This is a genomic window from Bacillus cereus group sp. BfR-BA-01350, from assembly GCF_022663775.1.
GTDB lineage: Bacteria > Bacillota > Bacilli > Bacillales > Bacillaceae_G > Bacillus_A > Bacillus_A paranthracis.
Genome location: NZ_JAKUGD010000002.1, coordinates 456,343 through 471,616, shown reverse-complemented (window position 1 = coordinate 471,616; position 15,274 = coordinate 456,343). Strand labels below are relative to the sequence as shown.

The following is a 15,274-nucleotide window of genomic DNA, read 5'->3' as shown; positions in this document are numbered from 1 at the left end:
ACATTTGCCTCCCTTTCATAATGAATTGAAAATGCCTTACTTAATTATATAGCAAGAGATAGCTTCATTAAAAATTGTTAAAAGTCCGTTTTCACCCTCGTTTTTTGCGCACTTGGTGGACAAAGTAGATTATGTTCTAAAACTTTTTTATTAATAGTTCGAATTAAATTCGCTGCTTCTGCAGTATTTGTATTTTCTTTTAGTTTTTCTTTTAAGTCATCAATTTCCTTTGAAATCTCAATCCACCTAGGTAAAACATGATTATTTTTCAAAGTTCTATACAGTTGTTTTTCAGGATTGTACGAAAGATCTTTATCAAGATTCAGTGGTTTCCCTTTGCCAGGTAAATGATCAAAAGACCCTTTCTTTTCCGCTTCTTTAACGATAGAACTAATATGATCCTCATACGTATAGGACCAAACTTTCTCATCTTTTACTAAAATCTCTTGCTTTTTTAGTTTTTTATCTAGTTCTTCTTGATTCATAGATTCTCTCTCCTTTTTATTTTTTAGTGTCGTTTTTGTAAGTTCTAATGCCCTTAATCCATCGAATAGTTTTTCTCGCCATCACACGCTATCATGTCCGCCTTGGAACTCTTCATAAGTGGTTTGGTATCTATTTTCTTTTAAAGCTTTATATAGGCGTCTATTAGCCGTTAAAAGAGGTTCATTTTCAAGTTCACCTACTGCTATGTAAGAATATAGATGAGTCGCATTAGAATTTATTGATGAAATTTGATTTTCAATCCAAGGAATTGTATTTTCATAATCATCCTTTTTCCAATGTACGGATCCAGACATTGACAACACATTTCCGAAAATATATGGATTTTGAAGTGCTGCATAAAAAGCTGCTAGGCCACCAAGACTGAAACCTGCAATTGTTGTATGTTTTGCTTTTTGATACACATGATATTTAGTTTGAATCCATGGAAGTAATTCCTTCGTTAAAAATGTATTCATTTTATCGTTATAAGTTAGCTCTTCTAATCGATCAACAGGATCTATAGCAACAGCAATACACGATGGGATTTCTTTTTCATAAATTAAATAATTAAGTGTTTTTGTGATTGAAAGGTCATTAATGAATGAATTCCCATCAAATACAATGAGAAGTTCTTGAAGATGTGAAGTGTGAGAATAATCATGAGGCGTATAAATATGAAGTTTACGTGTGTTATTTAAAATTGAACTATAAAAAGAATATGTTTCAATCTTTCCGGATGGATAATGATTTGAAGGGAAACGACTGCTATACTGCACTTCTATATCTATTTTTAACACAGACGCTTTATTGGCACCTTCTCCAAATACATTTTCATTGAATCGGTCTAGTCGGTACTGTTCACTACGCTTTATCCAATCATTTTTGAAAAAATCATTTACTGTAAAATAATAAGTTGAAATGAACCTCTTATTCGTCCTAAACGTAACATACCAAATATCTGTCTGTAACAATCGTTGTAATTGATTTACAGACAGATCCCAACCAGGAAAACTACCGACTACATAAACATTTTCAGTATTTTGATCACCTAACCATATATACGTTATAAGTTTATACTGATTATCTATAGGACATTGTTCTACAAGTGGTGTATGATTTGACTTGATTTCATCCAAAAAAGTATAAAGAGCTTTTTCGTTTCCATTCTTTAATTGATTTTTAAGCTTCTCTAACGTAGGGCTGATTATTGTAGTCACCTCTCCTCCTCCTTTGTAGTATTCTATATGTAAGTTTTTTCATTAGAATCCCTATATAAAAGTAGTCGTAATTTATGTGTTTAGAGCAGTTATTGATTAGAAAAATGATCAATTGCTTGAATAGAAAGTTCCAATGATTTTATTCTTCTTTCTAAAAGAGTTCTTTGAGGACTCCCGAGCTTTGACTTAACATAAATCTTTTCAATTGATGGAAGCAAACCAATTAGAACATTTCGAGCGTCTGCTAAATCCTCTTGCGTGTAATGGTGGGTTTCTTGATTCCAAATACTTTCTAACATAGCTAAGCCGATACTAGCTGCTTTGAGTCTTTTTTTCACTAAAGTAGTGTTTGAGCCTTTTTGAGTCATCTGAGATAGCGCATTTTCAAGTTTACGGATTGTTGACTGTAAAGATTTAATTGATTCTACTTTATCTACATTTGATACGTTTTCCATATTAAACCTGTCCCTTCTTTGTTGCTAAATTAGTTTTCTTGATATTTGATCATACCATTAAGAAATGAATTTTACTCGAAATATTTGAGTTGGACATGAATTTAAAGGGAAACAACTAACAAACTTCTCTCTCCTCCCTCACACCTATTCTATATGTACTTCTTTTTTCTCGTTAAAATACCTACATGGATAAGTTGTAAATATTGTATATTTTATGAACAAAAAACGTACAAGCAGCATCACTTGTACGTTTTAATTTTTATTCAGTAAGATAATAAAGTAATAGCTTACGGGTCTTTTCATAATTCATGAAATCTCTATATAAAATGGGATACTTCATAATCTCTGTTTCTAGAAAACAATATTGTGGAAACCATTCAAAAAACGATTTCCTTAGCCATTTTATTTGATTGAACACAATCTCCTGTTCATTGTTATTAAGTACGTAACTTAAAGTACCTGCTGTATGCATCCAATAATAATTTAAATCAGCGCTTATACAATCATCTTCTGTAAACATATTATTAAAATCTTTTCGTATTTTTCGAATGTCACAATTCGGAAACGGTTTATACAGCAGACTAGGCATTTTCTGCAATTCATTAAAAATAACCCTTTTTCCTAACTTCAACTTTCCACCCCTTTATTTATCTATCCAATTTAGTAAGTTTTTATAATGATATTGAGCATCTGTATAGCCAAGATTATATAAATTAACGAGCTTTTCTTTACTTCTTTCTATTCCGCTTATTGGAAGCTGTACGCTAGGCTGAATAATATAAAAGTTGTCTTTTTGTTTTATTTGATTCATATAAGATATCGTCTCATTATAAAAACGATAATGTTCAACTAAAGATTCTGCGATATTCGGATATTTCCTATATAAAATTTTAGCTAGGCCAGAAAATTTATTTCGCTGTTTCTCATATCCTTCTGGTTTTGTCATAATTACAACGTTCTTTTCATAACCATCAGTTTGAGCTTTTAAAACTGGTATAGGATCTATAATCCCTCCATCTAGTAATTTGCGATTATCATATTCTACAGCAGGCGCTATAAACGGCACTGAGCTAGATGCACGAATGATTTTTAAAATGTCATTTCCGTGTTCTGCTTTATTATAATAAATAGCTTGTCCTGATTCGCAATCAGTCGTCCCTATAACAAACTGTTCATTTGAGTTTAAGAAAGTTTGAAAATCAAATGGGACAATTTTATTAGGTACTTCATCAAATAAAAAGTCCATTCCGAATAATTCACGTTTTCGAATCAAATTTCGATAAGATATATAACGGTGATCTGCAACTAACTCTGTATTTACTTTTTTATTTCTCCCTTTTTGACGTGACAAATACGTTGCTCCCATACAAGCTCCAGCGGATACGCCAACTACATAAGGAAAGAATAAGTTCTTTTCCATAAAATATTCGAGTACGCCTGCCGTATATAAACCTTTCATTCCTCCGCCTTCTAATACTAAACCGATATTTTTCATGCTATATCCCTCTGCTTCTTTTTTCTTACTTTCATATTAGCATAAGATATTAAGATGAGGTTATATAAATGAATTGCAATAATAACCAGAAACTACTAAAGTAATATCATAATTTCTTAGTAAATAGCATGGTACAATATAAGTAACACATTCCACAAATAATGGAGGAGGAATTTCCTATGGGTTTATTTAGCGGTATTTTAGGAAATGCATCAAATACGAGTACAGAAAGTGTAGAACGTGATTTAGAGAAGATTATGTTAGACGATGAGAAAGTTGAACATGCTTATAAATTAATTCGTGATTTAATTGTATTTACAAATCGTCGTCTTATTTTAGTAGATAAACAAGGAATATCAGGTAAAAAAACTGAGTATCATTCAATCCCTTATAAAAGCATTACACAATTTAGCATTGAAACAGCTGGGCATTTTGATTTAGATGCAGAACTTAAAATTTGGGTATCTAGTTTGAGTACACCAATTACGAAAGAATTTAAAGGTGACGATAGTGTTTTAAGCATTCAAAAAGCGTTAGTAACATATACGACGAAATAACGCTTTTCTGTATGTTTATTCATATATAAAATTACTAACCCGAGTATTTTGGAAGAATATTCATCGTTTTTGTATATTTAATCTAAAATAACATAAAAAGGTAAAGCGTATTTTAAACGCTTTACCTTTCTTTTTTGTAATAAATAAGTGTAGTTTTATCATTTAATTTCTTAGTTTCTTCTGTTCTTTTATATCCCATCTTTTCGTATAGAAAACAATTTCTTTCTTCTTCTAAAATCGTAGCAAGTTCAAAACTTCGTGCTTCTGGAAACATCTCTTCAATTAAAATAAGTACCTTCTGAGCAATTCCTTTCCCTTGATAGATTGGATGAATAAACATTGGACTAATCCAAAATTTATAAGGTAGTTCTTTTTGGGATATACATATCGCTCCAACAAGTCTCGAATCTATTATCATCTTATAAAAATTACTGCTGGGATTATTTATTCTAAAAATAGTTTTTTCAATAGATTCATTTGCTGGGTTTGTTTCGTAGTCTTTATATTTATGTAATAAAGAGCTAAATGAGTCTATTTGCATTTGAAATAAAACTGCTGCATCACTTTCTGTTGCCTTCTCTAATGTAATCTCCATCTACCAATTTAGTCGTTTTCTTAATGAAGTTATATGAGCTGTATGATGACGACCATGCCATGCATATAGTCCAATTGCAACAGCAAGTTTTGTTTCACCAGTCTCTGGATGATTAAATGTCTTTTCTAAATCTTCAAGTTCTAAAGAATATAAAAGGTTAACCCATCTTTTATGTAATGACTCTAACATTACTAGTGAAACATCTACTGGTAATTTAGAATCAGGTAATTCTGCCCACTTTTCTTCTTTATATGGTTTAATCGTTGGATTCTTTTCTGTTAGTGCTAATTTAAAGCGTATATAGCTATTCATGTGGCTGTCAACAACGTGATGGACTACTTGACGAACTGTCCATCCACCAACGCGGTACGGTGTGTCTAACTGCTTCTGATCTAAATCTTTAATAGCTTTCGTTAGTTCATTAGGTAAATCTTCAATTTCTTGAATCCATGTATCTATCATTTCTTCCGTTATAGGACGTTTGTATGTAAATTGCCCAATTGGATATCGTAAATCATTCATGAATAAGTCCCCCTTCTTATAAGCGCGAATTATTTCTCCAAATATAATGTACAAAATTCACCTGTTCCCCATTTAATTGTACAGATGTTGTATCTGCTTCGTTTTGATAAGAAGAAAATCCGCTTTTTTCTAGTACAATTTGTGATGCAAGATTATTAGAAGTTGTTTTAGCATGAACCTCATTAATTTTATTATTTTTCGCTACGTCTAAAATTAATTTTACGGCTGCTGTTGCAACTCCTTTTTTAGTAAATTTTTCTCCGACCCGATACCCTAGCGAGCTAATTCGAGTTTCTGTATCTATATCTACTAAATTTATTCGTCCTACAATTTCTTTTTCTTCATTACGAATTAAATAAAAATAAGAATTTCCATCTGCCTGTTCTATTAATAAATCGTCTAGTAGTTTTTGGAAATATTCAAATTCAAAATATTTTGAGCCACGATTTGGTACCATTGTTTCAAAAAAAGATTTATTCGTAAGTTCAAACGTAAATAAATCCTTAGCATCGTGTTTCTTTAATTGTTCTATGTATATTTTCATTTCGATTACCCCTTCTATATCTACTAACTGTTATATATTCTTTTTTAATCAACTATTTTCCTGCTATTTCTTTTGTTTTAGTAACACAGCAAGTAGTACTTTTGGATGAAATAGGTGAAATGGACTACGAATTAAATTCATCACTCGTACTAACCGAATATAAACATCAGAATTACTTGCGGATAGTCGATATATTTGTTTTGTATACCATAGCTGAAATTTTTGTTTTGTAGTTAATGCTCTCTGTAGCTGCGGGTGACGTGATATTTCCGTTGTTGTCATATCCCAAGGGGTTTCTATTATAGTAGCTGCCTTTTTATAAAATTGTTGTGTAAATGTTTTATCAAGTTGTTTTCTACCTTGCAGAAGCAATTGCAACTGGTGAGCTTCCATAGCAGCAACTGATACGCCTTGGCCGAAAACGGGATCAAAACGACAGTGTGCATCTCCAACGACTAATAATCCTTCTGGCATATTTGTAGTGAGATCAAATCTCCGACGTACTTGATAAGGAATTTTATACGTTTTGATATCTGAAATTGCCACAGCTTTGTTAAGAAAATCTGTAACATTAGAAATTGATAAGTTTTCAGCAAAATCATAAAACTCATCATCTGTTTGTGGTGCTTTCTCATTTGCGTATCCACTGAAAGTAACAAAATAACGATTATCTTCTATCGTTTGAATAAGAACGCCATAAGGATTATCAGGGAAACTCGGAGACATTAGCATATTACAGCAGTCTAATTTCTCATTTTCTTTAAGTTTGAACATTTTCGTTGCGTAAAATAAATCAATACGAACTTTCTCTTCTTGTATTTCAATTCCGTATTCTCGTAACCACTCTATACTTTTTGAGCCAAATCCACTCGCATCAACAACAAGATCTGCATGAACTTCTTCTTGTGTATCAGTCTCTAAATATTTAACTTTTACTCCACACATTTTGTTAAGCTTTCCATCTACCAATAACCCTTTAACTAATGTTTCATATTTAATAGTAATATTTGAAATTTGATGTATTCGTTTTTGAATATGCCATTCTAGCAAAGGACGACTCTGTTGAATCATATGTACTTCCCCTATGAATGGCTGTTTCCATAAACCAAATTGATGCCATTTTAAATCACGAGTAAAGTTATTTACGATACTACCTGCTTCTATTAATTCATCCGTAATATTAGGAAACAATTCTTCAATTGCGTTTTCTCCACCTTTTAATAACACATGAGGATGATTACTTTGTGGAACTCTTTTTCTCGAAGACTTTCCATCCCATCTTTCACCAGCTTCTATAATAATTACTTCTTTAAAAGAAGTTGATAATGCTTTTGCTGCGAACTTTCCTGCCATACTTCCACCAATAACGATAGCCTTATTAAACATGTTTTCCCCCTTAATAAAAAGAGACCCTGCCTTGTATGAATGAAACAGGATCTTAAACGAATTAACTTCTTTATCATTATACTTAAAATACATCAGTAAATTGCAACGTTAAAATTAAAATACCTAATCCCCATACGTAATACGCGAATACTTTTAAGGAGTGACGTTTTAAATATTGAATCATCCATGAAACGGCTATGTATCCAAAAAACGCTGCTGATAACGCTCCAATAATTAAAGATGTACTAGAAATAGATTCTGCTTTCCCTTGAAAAACATCTGCAAATTGCAAAATGATAGCTCCAACAATAGCTGGTGTCGACAGTAAAAAAGAAAAGTAAGCCGCAGTTTCGCGGTCTAACTTCCTCCATAATGCAGCGACGATTGTCATACCAGAACGAGAAATTGCCGGAAAAATAGCTGCCGCTTGAAATGAACCGATGATAAATGCGTCTTTATATGTTATGTCATCCATTTTTTTACGACCATTCTTTTGTTTATCTGCCATGTAGAGAAAGAATCCGGTCACTAAAAACTCCCAACCGATTGTGATTCCTGTTTTTGAAATATCTTCAAAGAAGTCTTTAAACAATAAACCAATTACAACTGCGGGTATCGTCCCAACAATAAGTAAAAACATCAGCTTTGAAAACGGATTTTTGATTAAATATATAAATTCTTTTTTGTAATAAATAAACACCGCAAGTAAAGTCCCGATATGCAGCATCGTATCTAAAAATAAGCCTGCTTCATCTAATTGAAACAAATGCCTTCCTAAATAAAGATGACCTGTACTACTTATCGGTAAAAACTCTGTTAAACCTTGTATGATCCCTAATATAAAAGCTTCTAACCAATTCATGATGGTCCCCTTTCTTGTTTGCTTGTACCAATATATGAAGGTTAAATTTTCGATATGAAAAAAACTGTATTTCTCTATGAATTTACTTTTAATTCATGGATATATATGTAAAAAGGGATAAGGAGGCTTACTATGTGGAAACATACAAAATTCGGCAATGTATTACTGTGGATAGGACCTATCCTTGTATTTGTAGGGTTATGTATGACAAATGTTATTTCTGATATTCCTTTCTTTTTTGGAAAACATAAAACAATTGGAATTGTACTTATATGTATAGGTGTAGTTTGTTTTATTGCTGCTAATCATTTAAAAAAAGGAGAAAAATATGAGGACTAAATCTAAATAAAAAACAATCCCAGTATATGTACTAGGATTGTTTTTTTATTACTTATTTATAGAATACTTTATCAACGTTATATTTCGCTTTGTATTCGTTAATGATATATGTTTCGTAAATTTCTCTTTCTGTTGGATCTTCTACGATACATGCATCAATGCGGTATACTTCATCACGGTGATTTTTAATTGGTGAAACATTGTCTTCGAAATGCTTCTTAATACGTTGTCTAATTTTACGAGCTTTACCTACGAAAAGAAGTTCGTCATTAATATTGTAAAACATAAAAATGCCGCCTTTATCTCTAGGGAACAAGTGGAAGTCGATAAAACCATTGATTGGCGTAATTCTTGGCTCGTCTCCTCTAATAACTTGTTTACGTTCAGTAATTGTAACATCAACTTCAGGGATACTAATTTTAATCAAGTTCATTCACGTCCTCTTTTATTATAAAGATAAATAATAGCATACATATGTAAGAAAAGCTACGTTCAGAGCCATATTTCATTTTATAATTCAAATATTATAGGTGTATCATATAAACTCTTCTTCCAAATCATATGATCACTTGATTCTCCCCAATAATCCTTCAGTACATAACTAGGCTCTCCAAACTTCTTCGTCCATATACTTTGCGCTTTTTTGTATCCACTATCTAAACAGTACTCTGTTATACCTTTGCTAAGTAACGTAAGAAATATTGCATTTAGTAGTAAACTCCCGATACCCTTTTTTTGATACTCCGGCAGTATAAAAACAGTTCCTATTTCATACAAATCCTTAAGTACACCGCCTGTACAACTATTAATCAATGTACTTGCTGGACCAACTTCGATTGTACCAATGATTTTATCGTTATTTGTATCTATTGCTAATAAAAAGTAACGTTTTTCTCCATTACTATCAAAATCTGTTTTCAAATATTGCTTTTTCATGTTAATTTCATTTTCTATGTCATCCAATAGTTGTGATAATCCTTCGTCTTTATATGTATTCGTAATAACTATACGGAAAAATAAGTGTAGTTCCTCTAAATCATCCGAATTTGGTCTCCTAATTGCAACGTTATACATGTTTTAAGTCTCCATTCTATACAAGTGTTAAAACCATACTCTATATACTCTATTCAACAATATTCTACAAAGCCCTGCATAGATCCAGCAGTATAGAAAGCTCAGTATAAATATTGATAAAATAATTTTTATATCCATAGTTGTATGAATAGTAGGACCAAGTACGGGAAAACGGAAAATATCGAGAACTATCATAATTCCTATAAGTAGACAAATTGCAGAAAAGGAAACAACCCAAATTCTCCTCTTGAATTGTATAAAGGAAAGCCCTAAGGCCATACCTAATAAACCTGTAGTAAAGGGAAAAACAATTAGTTCACTTGGCTCAATAATAAATAATAGGAGAATAGTAAGGAAATAAGAAAGTACTCCCTCACGAATAGAGTAGCAAATCGCCAAAAAAATTGGTAACGTCGCAAAAGGGCTAATAAATAACCCTATACCAGGAATTAAGTTACCTGCTGCTTGAAACATGGTGGCCAAAGCACTCATCAAAGCTGTAATGACTACTTTATTTGCTAGGGACAATTTTTTTATATGAACAAAGTCCCCATTATTCTTTATCATAAGTTGACACCAATAACGTACAAATCGATTCATCAAAATACCCCCTAAAGATATTTAATTCATCACTCTCTATTTTATTCATACACTATTGGTTTATGAGCTGTTTTCTACTTGTTTGTTATGAGTACTATACAATAAAGGGCTTTTAGGGGGAGAACTTGTACGTTTTAAAACAAAGTGAATTCCTTGTATGATTAAACTACGAGTGTATATCGTATTAAGGGATAATCTCAAAAATGGTACCTTTGTTAAAATCAGTTACTTTCATAGAACCGTAAACTCCTAAATATAACCTAGTTTGATCCAAATTTGTTCCTAAACTCATATAATAAGCTGCTTGCGCACCAAAATCATAATCAGTTTCAATAACATGAAAATCAGTATGTTTACCATCTGTACCTGCTCTAGTATATGCTAATACACCTTTAACTGGCGGCCGAGACTCTTCTTTCTTAGCAAGGTCGGTAAACACAACGCTACCATGTAAATTCGGGATTGCAGTTCCCATATATGGCTGAACTCCTGTTAGAGAAGTCCCGCCAAACTTATCTGGTCTCGGGTCTTTATGAAAATAACTAATGAGTGGCTGAATTCGCTTCACTGATGTTTCTATTGTTTCATTATAATAAGTCATTGTTCTTTCGTCTAAAGTAGGATTCTCTGTACAGTGCCTTATAAAAGAAGTAGGTAATTCTCCTTCCCATCCTCTCCAACCAAAATTAATAAATCTATGTTGATTGGAAGTGAGTCTCATTACATGCATTTGAACAAGTTCGGTAACCGGTATTGGTTTATATTGAACAAATGAAAAAATAGACTCTACAATATCTTGCCCGACATTACCGGCGTATTTGATATATTGATTATAAAATCTTTGGAATGAAATACCGGTTATATTACGAACACCTTTCGCAATTAATGTAAGTGTTTCTTGTATAGATAGAGGAAGTTCATTAAAGCGTGTAACGACTGGAGGATTATTTATGAATGTATTTTTACTTACATCGATTTCAATAATTTTACCTGCTATTTCTAAATCATCTTGGCTTAAATTGAACGGATCATAACCCGAGCCACCATCTCCATTTGTAAAGACAAGTTTCCCCGTCTCTGGAGAAAAGTTTAAAGTATTTACTCCATTATGATTAAAAAATGGGCGTTTTATATTAAGTAATGTTCTACGTTTTTGAGGGTGACCGTTTGATTGTAAAATCCATTCTTCAATTGTATCGATATGATCATATTTCGTATCTCTATTTAGCCATTTTAAATTTAAAGTTTTCGGGTCACAAGGATTCGGTTTAAATTGTTCAGAAAGTGCACCTGGTCCTTGGGTTCCAGCGACAGAATAATGAAGATAAAATAAACCGTTTTGATAAAATTGTGGATGAAATGCTAGTCCAAGCAATCCTCGTTCATCATAACCACTACTAGAAACGCCTTCTTCAGATGTACCTAAATTTATAATTCGTTGACGAATATTTAAAAATGTTTTTATGACACCATCTCCTATGTAGAAAACCTCTCCTAATTGCGTTGCGATAAATAGCCTTTCAGCCGATTCACCTGGAAGAATAGCTGTTTTTATTACTGTGGGTAAATTTATGTTATGAACAATGGGTCGTAAACGAACTTTAACTTTTGTCAATTAACTTTACACCCCTTTTTATTCTTTTTAATAGAAGAGTATGATTAGAGGGATCTTATTAGTATCAAAAAGAGAAATTCCTTTTTATTACAATTTTGTATATAATATAATTATAAATAAACTAGGAGGGCTACTTATGACACTTTTACTACAAATCATCTTACCGCTTATATTTGCACTATATTTATTTACCCTCTATCGTAATACAACTATTGGAAAAGCTGCTTTTCTTTTAGCGGTCATTATTGGGATTTTTGGATTAGAGAACATTTTTCAGCATGCTAATCTAACAGATCATACTATTTATCCATATTGGGGCAGTTTGAAGGCTGTTGTTATTATTTTATCAGTCGTATTTCTATTTAAAAAAGGTGGTTTAACAGGGAAATATTGATTTATAATGCTGTACATATTTTATTGTTAAACTGCTTTTAATTTATAAAAAAGAAATATTTATGTAAAAACACGAAGGGATGTGTTACATATGTCTATAAATATTATTTCTATAGTTTCTATAATAATATGGATTATGTTGATTACAGAACTTATAAAACCTTCAAAAGAACAGAATGGACGAAAAATAGTAATGTTATTAACTGCTGGTTGCGCATCAACATTTATTTTAACGGTTTCATTTATTCAAAATATCCCGTTTTGGAATTGATAGTGATCTAACTAATAAAAATATGTATACATAAAAAGATTAGGACCGTACATATTAGACATATCTAAAATGTACGGTCCTTTCGTTTGTTATTGGTTCAGTTATTAGTATGTAATCCTTTTACAATTTGAATTTCTTTTTAAGCTTCTTATATCTTCTATACGAACGTCTAACAATGTTTAACATAAAATACGGTATTTTAACAGGGAAAGGAAAGTTATAAATGAAAGGCAAATAAAATGTAAAATATGCCTTTTCTAAATCTTTCCACTTACTATCTTCTTTTGTTTTTAAGAAATCAGATACATCGACTACATATCCCCTTCCTTTTTCCATCATCACATTTTTCCCGTGAACATCGCAGGGGGTTAATCCTTGTTCTCTTGCATACTCTAAAGCTTTATTGATATCAAGGATCACCTGCTTAGGGATTTTAATCCCTTTATGAACAGCATCGTATAAGGTAATTTCTTTTAACCGTTTCAATACTATGAAATTTTCTCCTTTATAAATAAGCTTTGAATAAGAAGGATGATTTCCGATTCTGCGGTATACTTCTGATTCTTTTTCAATGCCTTCTCCTTCTCGTGCGTAAACTTTCACTACCCAATCTTTGTATTCTTTGTGCATGAATACTGCGGCATAATTACCTTTCCCTAAACACTTCCAAAGTATGGGAATATCTTTAACTACTACAGGCTCGGATTCATCCTCGCTTCTTATGCTTATCTCTTTTAATAATTCATTCTTTATCAATCCCACAAAACAATTTATACTCATCATTTCCACTCCGGTTTTGCTAAAAGTGGGCCTGCCCACATTTTAACGAAAATATACACTAAGCGAATTTTAGCATAAAACTGGTCATCTTTCTTCTTCAAATAAAAAGATGACTCGTTTTATTTGAACTGTTGAATACTTAATATGTATTCCGCTATACAGAGCCAAAAACCATACAATAAAAAAATATTTCTAACTATTTTTATTTTTCCAGGGGTAACTGTATAGAAAACAACTTGCTACATATGAAGAATAGCAAGTTTTTTAATTGTTCAATTCTTATTCCACTAACGTCTTTGCTAATATTTTTACTATTTTAATAGTCTTTTGTTTAATTCCCACAATGCTGTTTTGTTGCTATCCCATTTCAAAAACTTTACTGCCTCCTCAAAGCATAACCATTTATAATTTAAATGTTCTTTAGATAATGAGATGTTTTTGGTAGGTACTTTAACTCCAAAGGAAAATTCTTTTATTACATAAACCTCATCTCCCCAAAGAAATCCTCCAACTACATCCTCTACTGGTAGTGAAGACACAGAATCTAATTGTATATATGAACATTCTCTTGTAATACCAGCTTCTTCAAACGCTTCCCGTTTTGCTGATTCAATAGGAATCTCACCATCTTCTCCACCACCAGCTATCCCTTGCCAATAACCATAATCACTTCGGTTGAAAATCGCATATTGAATAGAATCGTCAGTTTTTATATAGGGGAATATTAATACTTGATATGGTGCTCTCATTGCTTAACCTCCTCTCCAAAAAAAGCTTTAAATAAATAGAAATAAAGAGCAAACATCACAATTCTACATTAATAATGCAAGTTTATGGTGTCGGCTCTTTATTTTTAAAGAATTTCATTTTTCGTAAACAGTCTTACTCTTAACGGAGAAAAAACTACTTATTTCCTATCGAATTTGCTTAGTGTATTTTTTCATACCCGATGTTATTCAATTGCGCCCGCAACGTCATAATCATTTAAATCTAACTCAATTGGTTGTCCCAGCGCTAACTTAGCAAGTTCTGAACCTAAATATGGACCTGCAGTTAAACCTGAAGCACCTAATCCGTTTGCAACGAGAATACCTTCAAAGTTAGGAAGTGGGCCAATTACAGGTAAGAACCCTGGAGTAAATGGTCTGAATCCAACTCTCGTTTCAAGCATAGTAGCATTTTCTAAGCCAGGTGCAACTGTTAATGCTTTATGGAATACTTCATGTAAACCACCAGCCGTAACACGATGATCGAAGTCAGTTTCATTTTCATGGGTAGCACCAATTACGACATGGCCATTGTCAAATGTTAAAATGTATTGATCATTTGGCGGCATAACAACGGGCATATTTTCTGTTGCTGTATTTTCCATTTGCAAATGAACAATTTGTCCTTTTTGGAATGTAACTAAGAAGTTAATTCCTAATGGGTTTAAGATTTCGTTCGCCCATGCACCTGCAGTTACAATAACCTTTTCTGCTAAAATTGTTTCATCGTTTACTTTAACTCCCGTAATTTGACTACCTTCACGGACTAATACTGCATTGCCTTTTATAAAAGTTGCACCATGTTTTTTCGCAGCACTTATTAATGCATTACGTAATAACCTTCCATTTACTCGTGCAGCACCACTAATATGAACAGAACTATATTCTTCTGATAATGCTGGGAATAATTTTTTCGTTTCTTCAGCTGATAAACGCGTAATTTCACCAATCTCTGGTGCATCTTCACGGCGCTTATAAGCTCGCTCTTCCATTTGATCTAGTTTTTTCTCATCAGTATGTAAACTAATTGCACCTACACGGTTATAACCTGTATCTGTTTCACCGTCTTCTTCTAATTGCTGAATTAACGAAGAATAGTAACGTGCACCGCCTTTAACGATTTTATACCATGCTTTATTACGACGTTGTGAAAGCCATGGACAGACAATACCTGCTGCAGCATCTGTTGCTTGACCTACTTGTTGACGATCCACGATAGTAACGTTTGCGCCAGCTTTAGCAAGATGGTAAGCAGTAGACGCTCCTAAAATACCAGCTCCAACTACAATATACGATTTCATTTCAAACACCTTTTC

18 protein-coding genes and 2 pseudogenes are annotated in these 15,274 nt (G+C 32.3%); 4 read left to right on the top strand and 16 right to left on the bottom strand.

From position 1 onward, the window contains the following. Positions 1-77 precede the first annotated feature (77 nt). From MR147_RS27145 to MR147_RS06605, 4 genes and pseudogenes are all read right to left on the bottom strand, one after another. Positions 78-1,703, bottom strand: a pseudogene (locus tag MR147_RS27145) (DnaJ family domain-containing protein). Positions 1,704-1,792: 89 nt separating this feature from the next. Then, on the bottom strand, positions 1,793-2,158 hold the full coding sequence (locus MR147_RS06615) for a hypothetical protein (protein WP_000432681.1): 366 nt from the start codon (positions 2,156-2,158) through the stop codon (positions 1,793-1,795). A gap of 259 nt (positions 2,159-2,417) precedes the next feature. Further along, positions 2,418-2,789 carry a YxiJ-like family protein gene (locus tag MR147_RS06610; protein WP_242303825.1) on the bottom strand — a complete coding sequence of 124 codons (372 nt, stop codon included), beginning with the start codon at positions 2,787-2,789 and terminating at the stop codon, positions 2,418-2,420. Between the two features lie 12 nt (positions 2,790-2,801). Next, positions 2,802-3,653 (bottom strand): patatin-like phospholipase family protein, encoded by an 852-nt coding sequence (locus tag MR147_RS06605; protein ID WP_074568999.1) that lies wholly within the window; start codon positions 3,651-3,653, stop codon positions 2,802-2,804. A gap of 179 nt (positions 3,654-3,832) precedes the next feature. On the opposite strand from MR147_RS06605, the gene MR147_RS06600 reads away from it, so the two are divergent. Continuing rightward, positions 3,833-4,210 carry a PH domain-containing protein gene (locus MR147_RS06600; RefSeq protein ID WP_000522480.1) on the top strand — a complete coding sequence of 126 codons (378 nt, stop codon included), beginning with the start codon at positions 3,833-3,835 and terminating at the stop codon, positions 4,208-4,210. Between the two features lie 121 nt (positions 4,211-4,331). On the opposite strand, the pseudogene MR147_RS06595 reads toward MR147_RS06600, so the two are convergent. The 5 genes and pseudogenes from MR147_RS06595 to MR147_RS06575 form a co-directional block, all read right to left on the bottom strand. Further along, a pseudogene (locus MR147_RS06595) lies at positions 4,332-4,805 on the bottom strand (GNAT family N-acetyltransferase); the annotation flags it as partial. Beyond that, a complete protein-coding gene (locus tag MR147_RS06590) occupies positions 4,806-5,327 on the bottom strand; it encodes a YfiT family bacillithiol transferase (RefSeq protein ID WP_000999078.1) in 522 nt (173 codons plus the stop codon). A 16-nt stretch (positions 5,328-5,343) separates the two neighbouring features. Then, the gene (locus tag MR147_RS06585; protein ID WP_242303824.1) at positions 5,344-5,871 is read right to left on the bottom strand and encodes a GNAT family N-acetyltransferase; all 528 of its coding nucleotides are present in this window, start codon (positions 5,869-5,871) and stop codon (positions 5,344-5,346) included. A 63-nt stretch (positions 5,872-5,934) separates the two neighbouring features. Further along, on the bottom strand, positions 5,935-7,257 hold the full coding sequence (locus tag MR147_RS06580; RefSeq protein ID WP_242303823.1) for an FAD-dependent oxidoreductase: 1,323 nt from the start codon (positions 7,255-7,257) through the stop codon (positions 5,935-5,937). Between the two features lie 82 nt (positions 7,258-7,339). Continuing rightward, positions 7,340-8,119: an undecaprenyl-diphosphate phosphatase gene (locus MR147_RS06575; RefSeq protein ID WP_242303822.1), complete on the bottom strand. Its 780-nt coding sequence runs from the start codon at positions 8,117-8,119 to the stop codon at positions 7,340-7,342. A gap of 132 nt (positions 8,120-8,251) precedes the next feature. On the opposite strand from MR147_RS06575, the gene MR147_RS06570 reads away from it, so the two are divergent. After that, positions 8,252-8,458, top strand: coding sequence for a hypothetical protein (locus MR147_RS06570; RefSeq protein ID WP_074610899.1), 207 nt, complete (start codon positions 8,252-8,254; stop codon positions 8,456-8,458). A gap of 52 nt (positions 8,459-8,510) precedes the next feature. On the opposite strand, the gene MR147_RS06565 is transcribed toward MR147_RS06570, so the two are convergent. From MR147_RS06565 to MR147_RS06550, 4 genes are all read right to left on the bottom strand, one after another. Beyond that, positions 8,511-8,891, bottom strand: coding sequence for a nucleotide excision repair endonuclease (locus MR147_RS06565; protein WP_001048949.1), 381 nt, complete (start codon positions 8,889-8,891; stop codon positions 8,511-8,513). A gap of 77 nt (positions 8,892-8,968) precedes the next feature. After that, complete coding sequence (locus tag MR147_RS06560; RefSeq protein ID WP_242303821.1) at positions 8,969-9,532, bottom strand: GNAT family N-acetyltransferase; 564 nt, start codon at positions 9,530-9,532, stop codon at positions 8,969-8,971. A gap of 27 nt (positions 9,533-9,559) precedes the next feature. Beyond that, on the bottom strand, positions 9,560-10,132 hold the full coding sequence (locus MR147_RS06555) for a YybS family protein (protein ID WP_242303820.1): 573 nt from the start codon (positions 10,130-10,132) through the stop codon (positions 9,560-9,562). A 184-nt stretch (positions 10,133-10,316) separates the two neighbouring features. After that, positions 10,317-11,747, bottom strand: coding sequence for a PQQ-dependent sugar dehydrogenase (locus tag MR147_RS06550; RefSeq protein ID WP_242303819.1), 1,431 nt, complete (start codon positions 11,745-11,747; stop codon positions 10,317-10,319). Positions 11,748-11,883: 136 nt separating this feature from the next. Here MR147_RS06550 and MR147_RS06545 point away from each other — a divergent pair, with 136 nt between their 5' ends. Continuing rightward, complete coding sequence (locus MR147_RS06545; RefSeq protein WP_074610906.1) at positions 11,884-12,141, top strand: hypothetical protein; 258 nt, start codon at positions 11,884-11,886, stop codon at positions 12,139-12,141. 90 nt (positions 12,142-12,231) lie between these two features. Beyond that, the gene (locus MR147_RS06540) at positions 12,232-12,411 is read left to right on the top strand and encodes a hypothetical protein (protein ID WP_074610907.1); all 180 of its coding nucleotides are present in this window, start codon (positions 12,232-12,234) and stop codon (positions 12,409-12,411) included. Positions 12,412-12,531: 120 nt separating this feature from the next. Here the strand turns inward: MR147_RS06540 and MR147_RS06535 are convergent, their stop codons facing one another. From MR147_RS06535 to MR147_RS06525, 3 genes are all read right to left on the bottom strand, one after another. Beyond that, positions 12,532-13,194, bottom strand: a complete 663-nt coding sequence (locus tag MR147_RS06535) for a serine/threonine protein kinase (protein ID WP_175574546.1) — start codon at positions 13,192-13,194, stop codon at positions 12,532-12,534. A 308-nt stretch (positions 13,195-13,502) separates the two neighbouring features. Further along, positions 13,503-13,940 carry an NUDIX hydrolase gene (locus MR147_RS06530; RefSeq protein WP_074610911.1) on the bottom strand — a complete coding sequence of 146 codons (438 nt, stop codon included), beginning with the start codon at positions 13,938-13,940 and terminating at the stop codon, positions 13,503-13,505. Between the two features lie 203 nt (positions 13,941-14,143). Continuing rightward, on the bottom strand, positions 14,144-15,259 hold the full coding sequence (locus MR147_RS06525; protein ID WP_074610912.1) for an NAD(P)/FAD-dependent oxidoreductase: 1,116 nt from the start codon (positions 15,257-15,259) through the stop codon (positions 14,144-14,146). Positions 15,260-15,274: the final 15 nt, after the last annotated feature.

Excerpts from the sequence above, each read along its gene's own strand:
- MR147_RS06540 (WP_074610907.1), top strand. The coding sequence starts at position 12,232 with ATGTCTATAAATATTATTTCTATAGTTTCTATAATAATATGGATTATG.
- MR147_RS06615 (WP_000432681.1), bottom strand. The coding sequence starts at position 2,158 with ATGGAAAACGTATCAAATGTAGATAAAGTAGAATCAATTAAATCTTTA.
- MR147_RS06605 (WP_074568999.1), bottom strand. The coding sequence starts at position 3,653 with ATGAAAAATATCGGTTTAGTATTAGAAGGCGGAGGAATGAAAGGTTTA.
- MR147_RS06535 (WP_175574546.1), bottom strand. The coding sequence starts at position 13,194 with ATGATGAGTATAAATTGTTTTGTGGGATTGATAAAGAATGAATTATTA.
- MR147_RS06590 (WP_000999078.1), bottom strand. The coding sequence starts at position 5,327 with ATGAATGATTTACGATATCCAATTGGGCAATTTACATACAAACGTCCT.
- MR147_RS06580 (WP_242303823.1), bottom strand. The coding sequence starts at position 7,257 with ATGTTTAATAAGGCTATCGTTATTGGTGGAAGTATGGCAGGAAAGTTC.
- MR147_RS06530 (WP_074610911.1), bottom strand. The coding sequence starts at position 13,940 with ATGAGAGCACCATATCAAGTATTAATATTCCCCTATATAAAAACTGAC.
- MR147_RS06525 (WP_074610912.1), bottom strand. The coding sequence starts at position 15,259 with ATGAAATCGTATATTGTAGTTGGAGCTGGTATTTTAGGAGCGTCTACT.
- MR147_RS06570 (WP_074610899.1), top strand. The coding sequence starts at position 8,252 with ATGTGGAAACATACAAAATTCGGCAATGTATTACTGTGGATAGGACCT.
- MR147_RS06600 (WP_000522480.1), top strand. The coding sequence starts at position 3,833 with ATGGGTTTATTTAGCGGTATTTTAGGAAATGCATCAAATACGAGTACA.
- MR147_RS06560 (WP_242303821.1), bottom strand. The coding sequence starts at position 9,532 with ATGTATAACGTTGCAATTAGGAGACCAAATTCGGATGATTTAGAGGAA.
- MR147_RS06565 (WP_001048949.1), bottom strand. The coding sequence starts at position 8,891 with ATGAACTTGATTAAAATTAGTATCCCTGAAGTTGATGTTACAATTACT.
- MR147_RS06585 (WP_242303824.1), bottom strand. The coding sequence starts at position 5,871 with ATGAAAATATACATAGAACAATTAAAGAAACACGATGCTAAGGATTTA.
- MR147_RS06555 (WP_242303820.1), bottom strand. The coding sequence starts at position 10,132 with ATGAATCGATTTGTACGTTATTGGTGTCAACTTATGATAAAGAATAAT.
- MR147_RS06545 (WP_074610906.1), top strand. The coding sequence starts at position 11,884 with ATGACACTTTTACTACAAATCATCTTACCGCTTATATTTGCACTATAT.
- MR147_RS06575 (WP_242303822.1), bottom strand. The coding sequence starts at position 8,119 with ATGAATTGGTTAGAAGCTTTTATATTAGGGATCATACAAGGTTTAACA.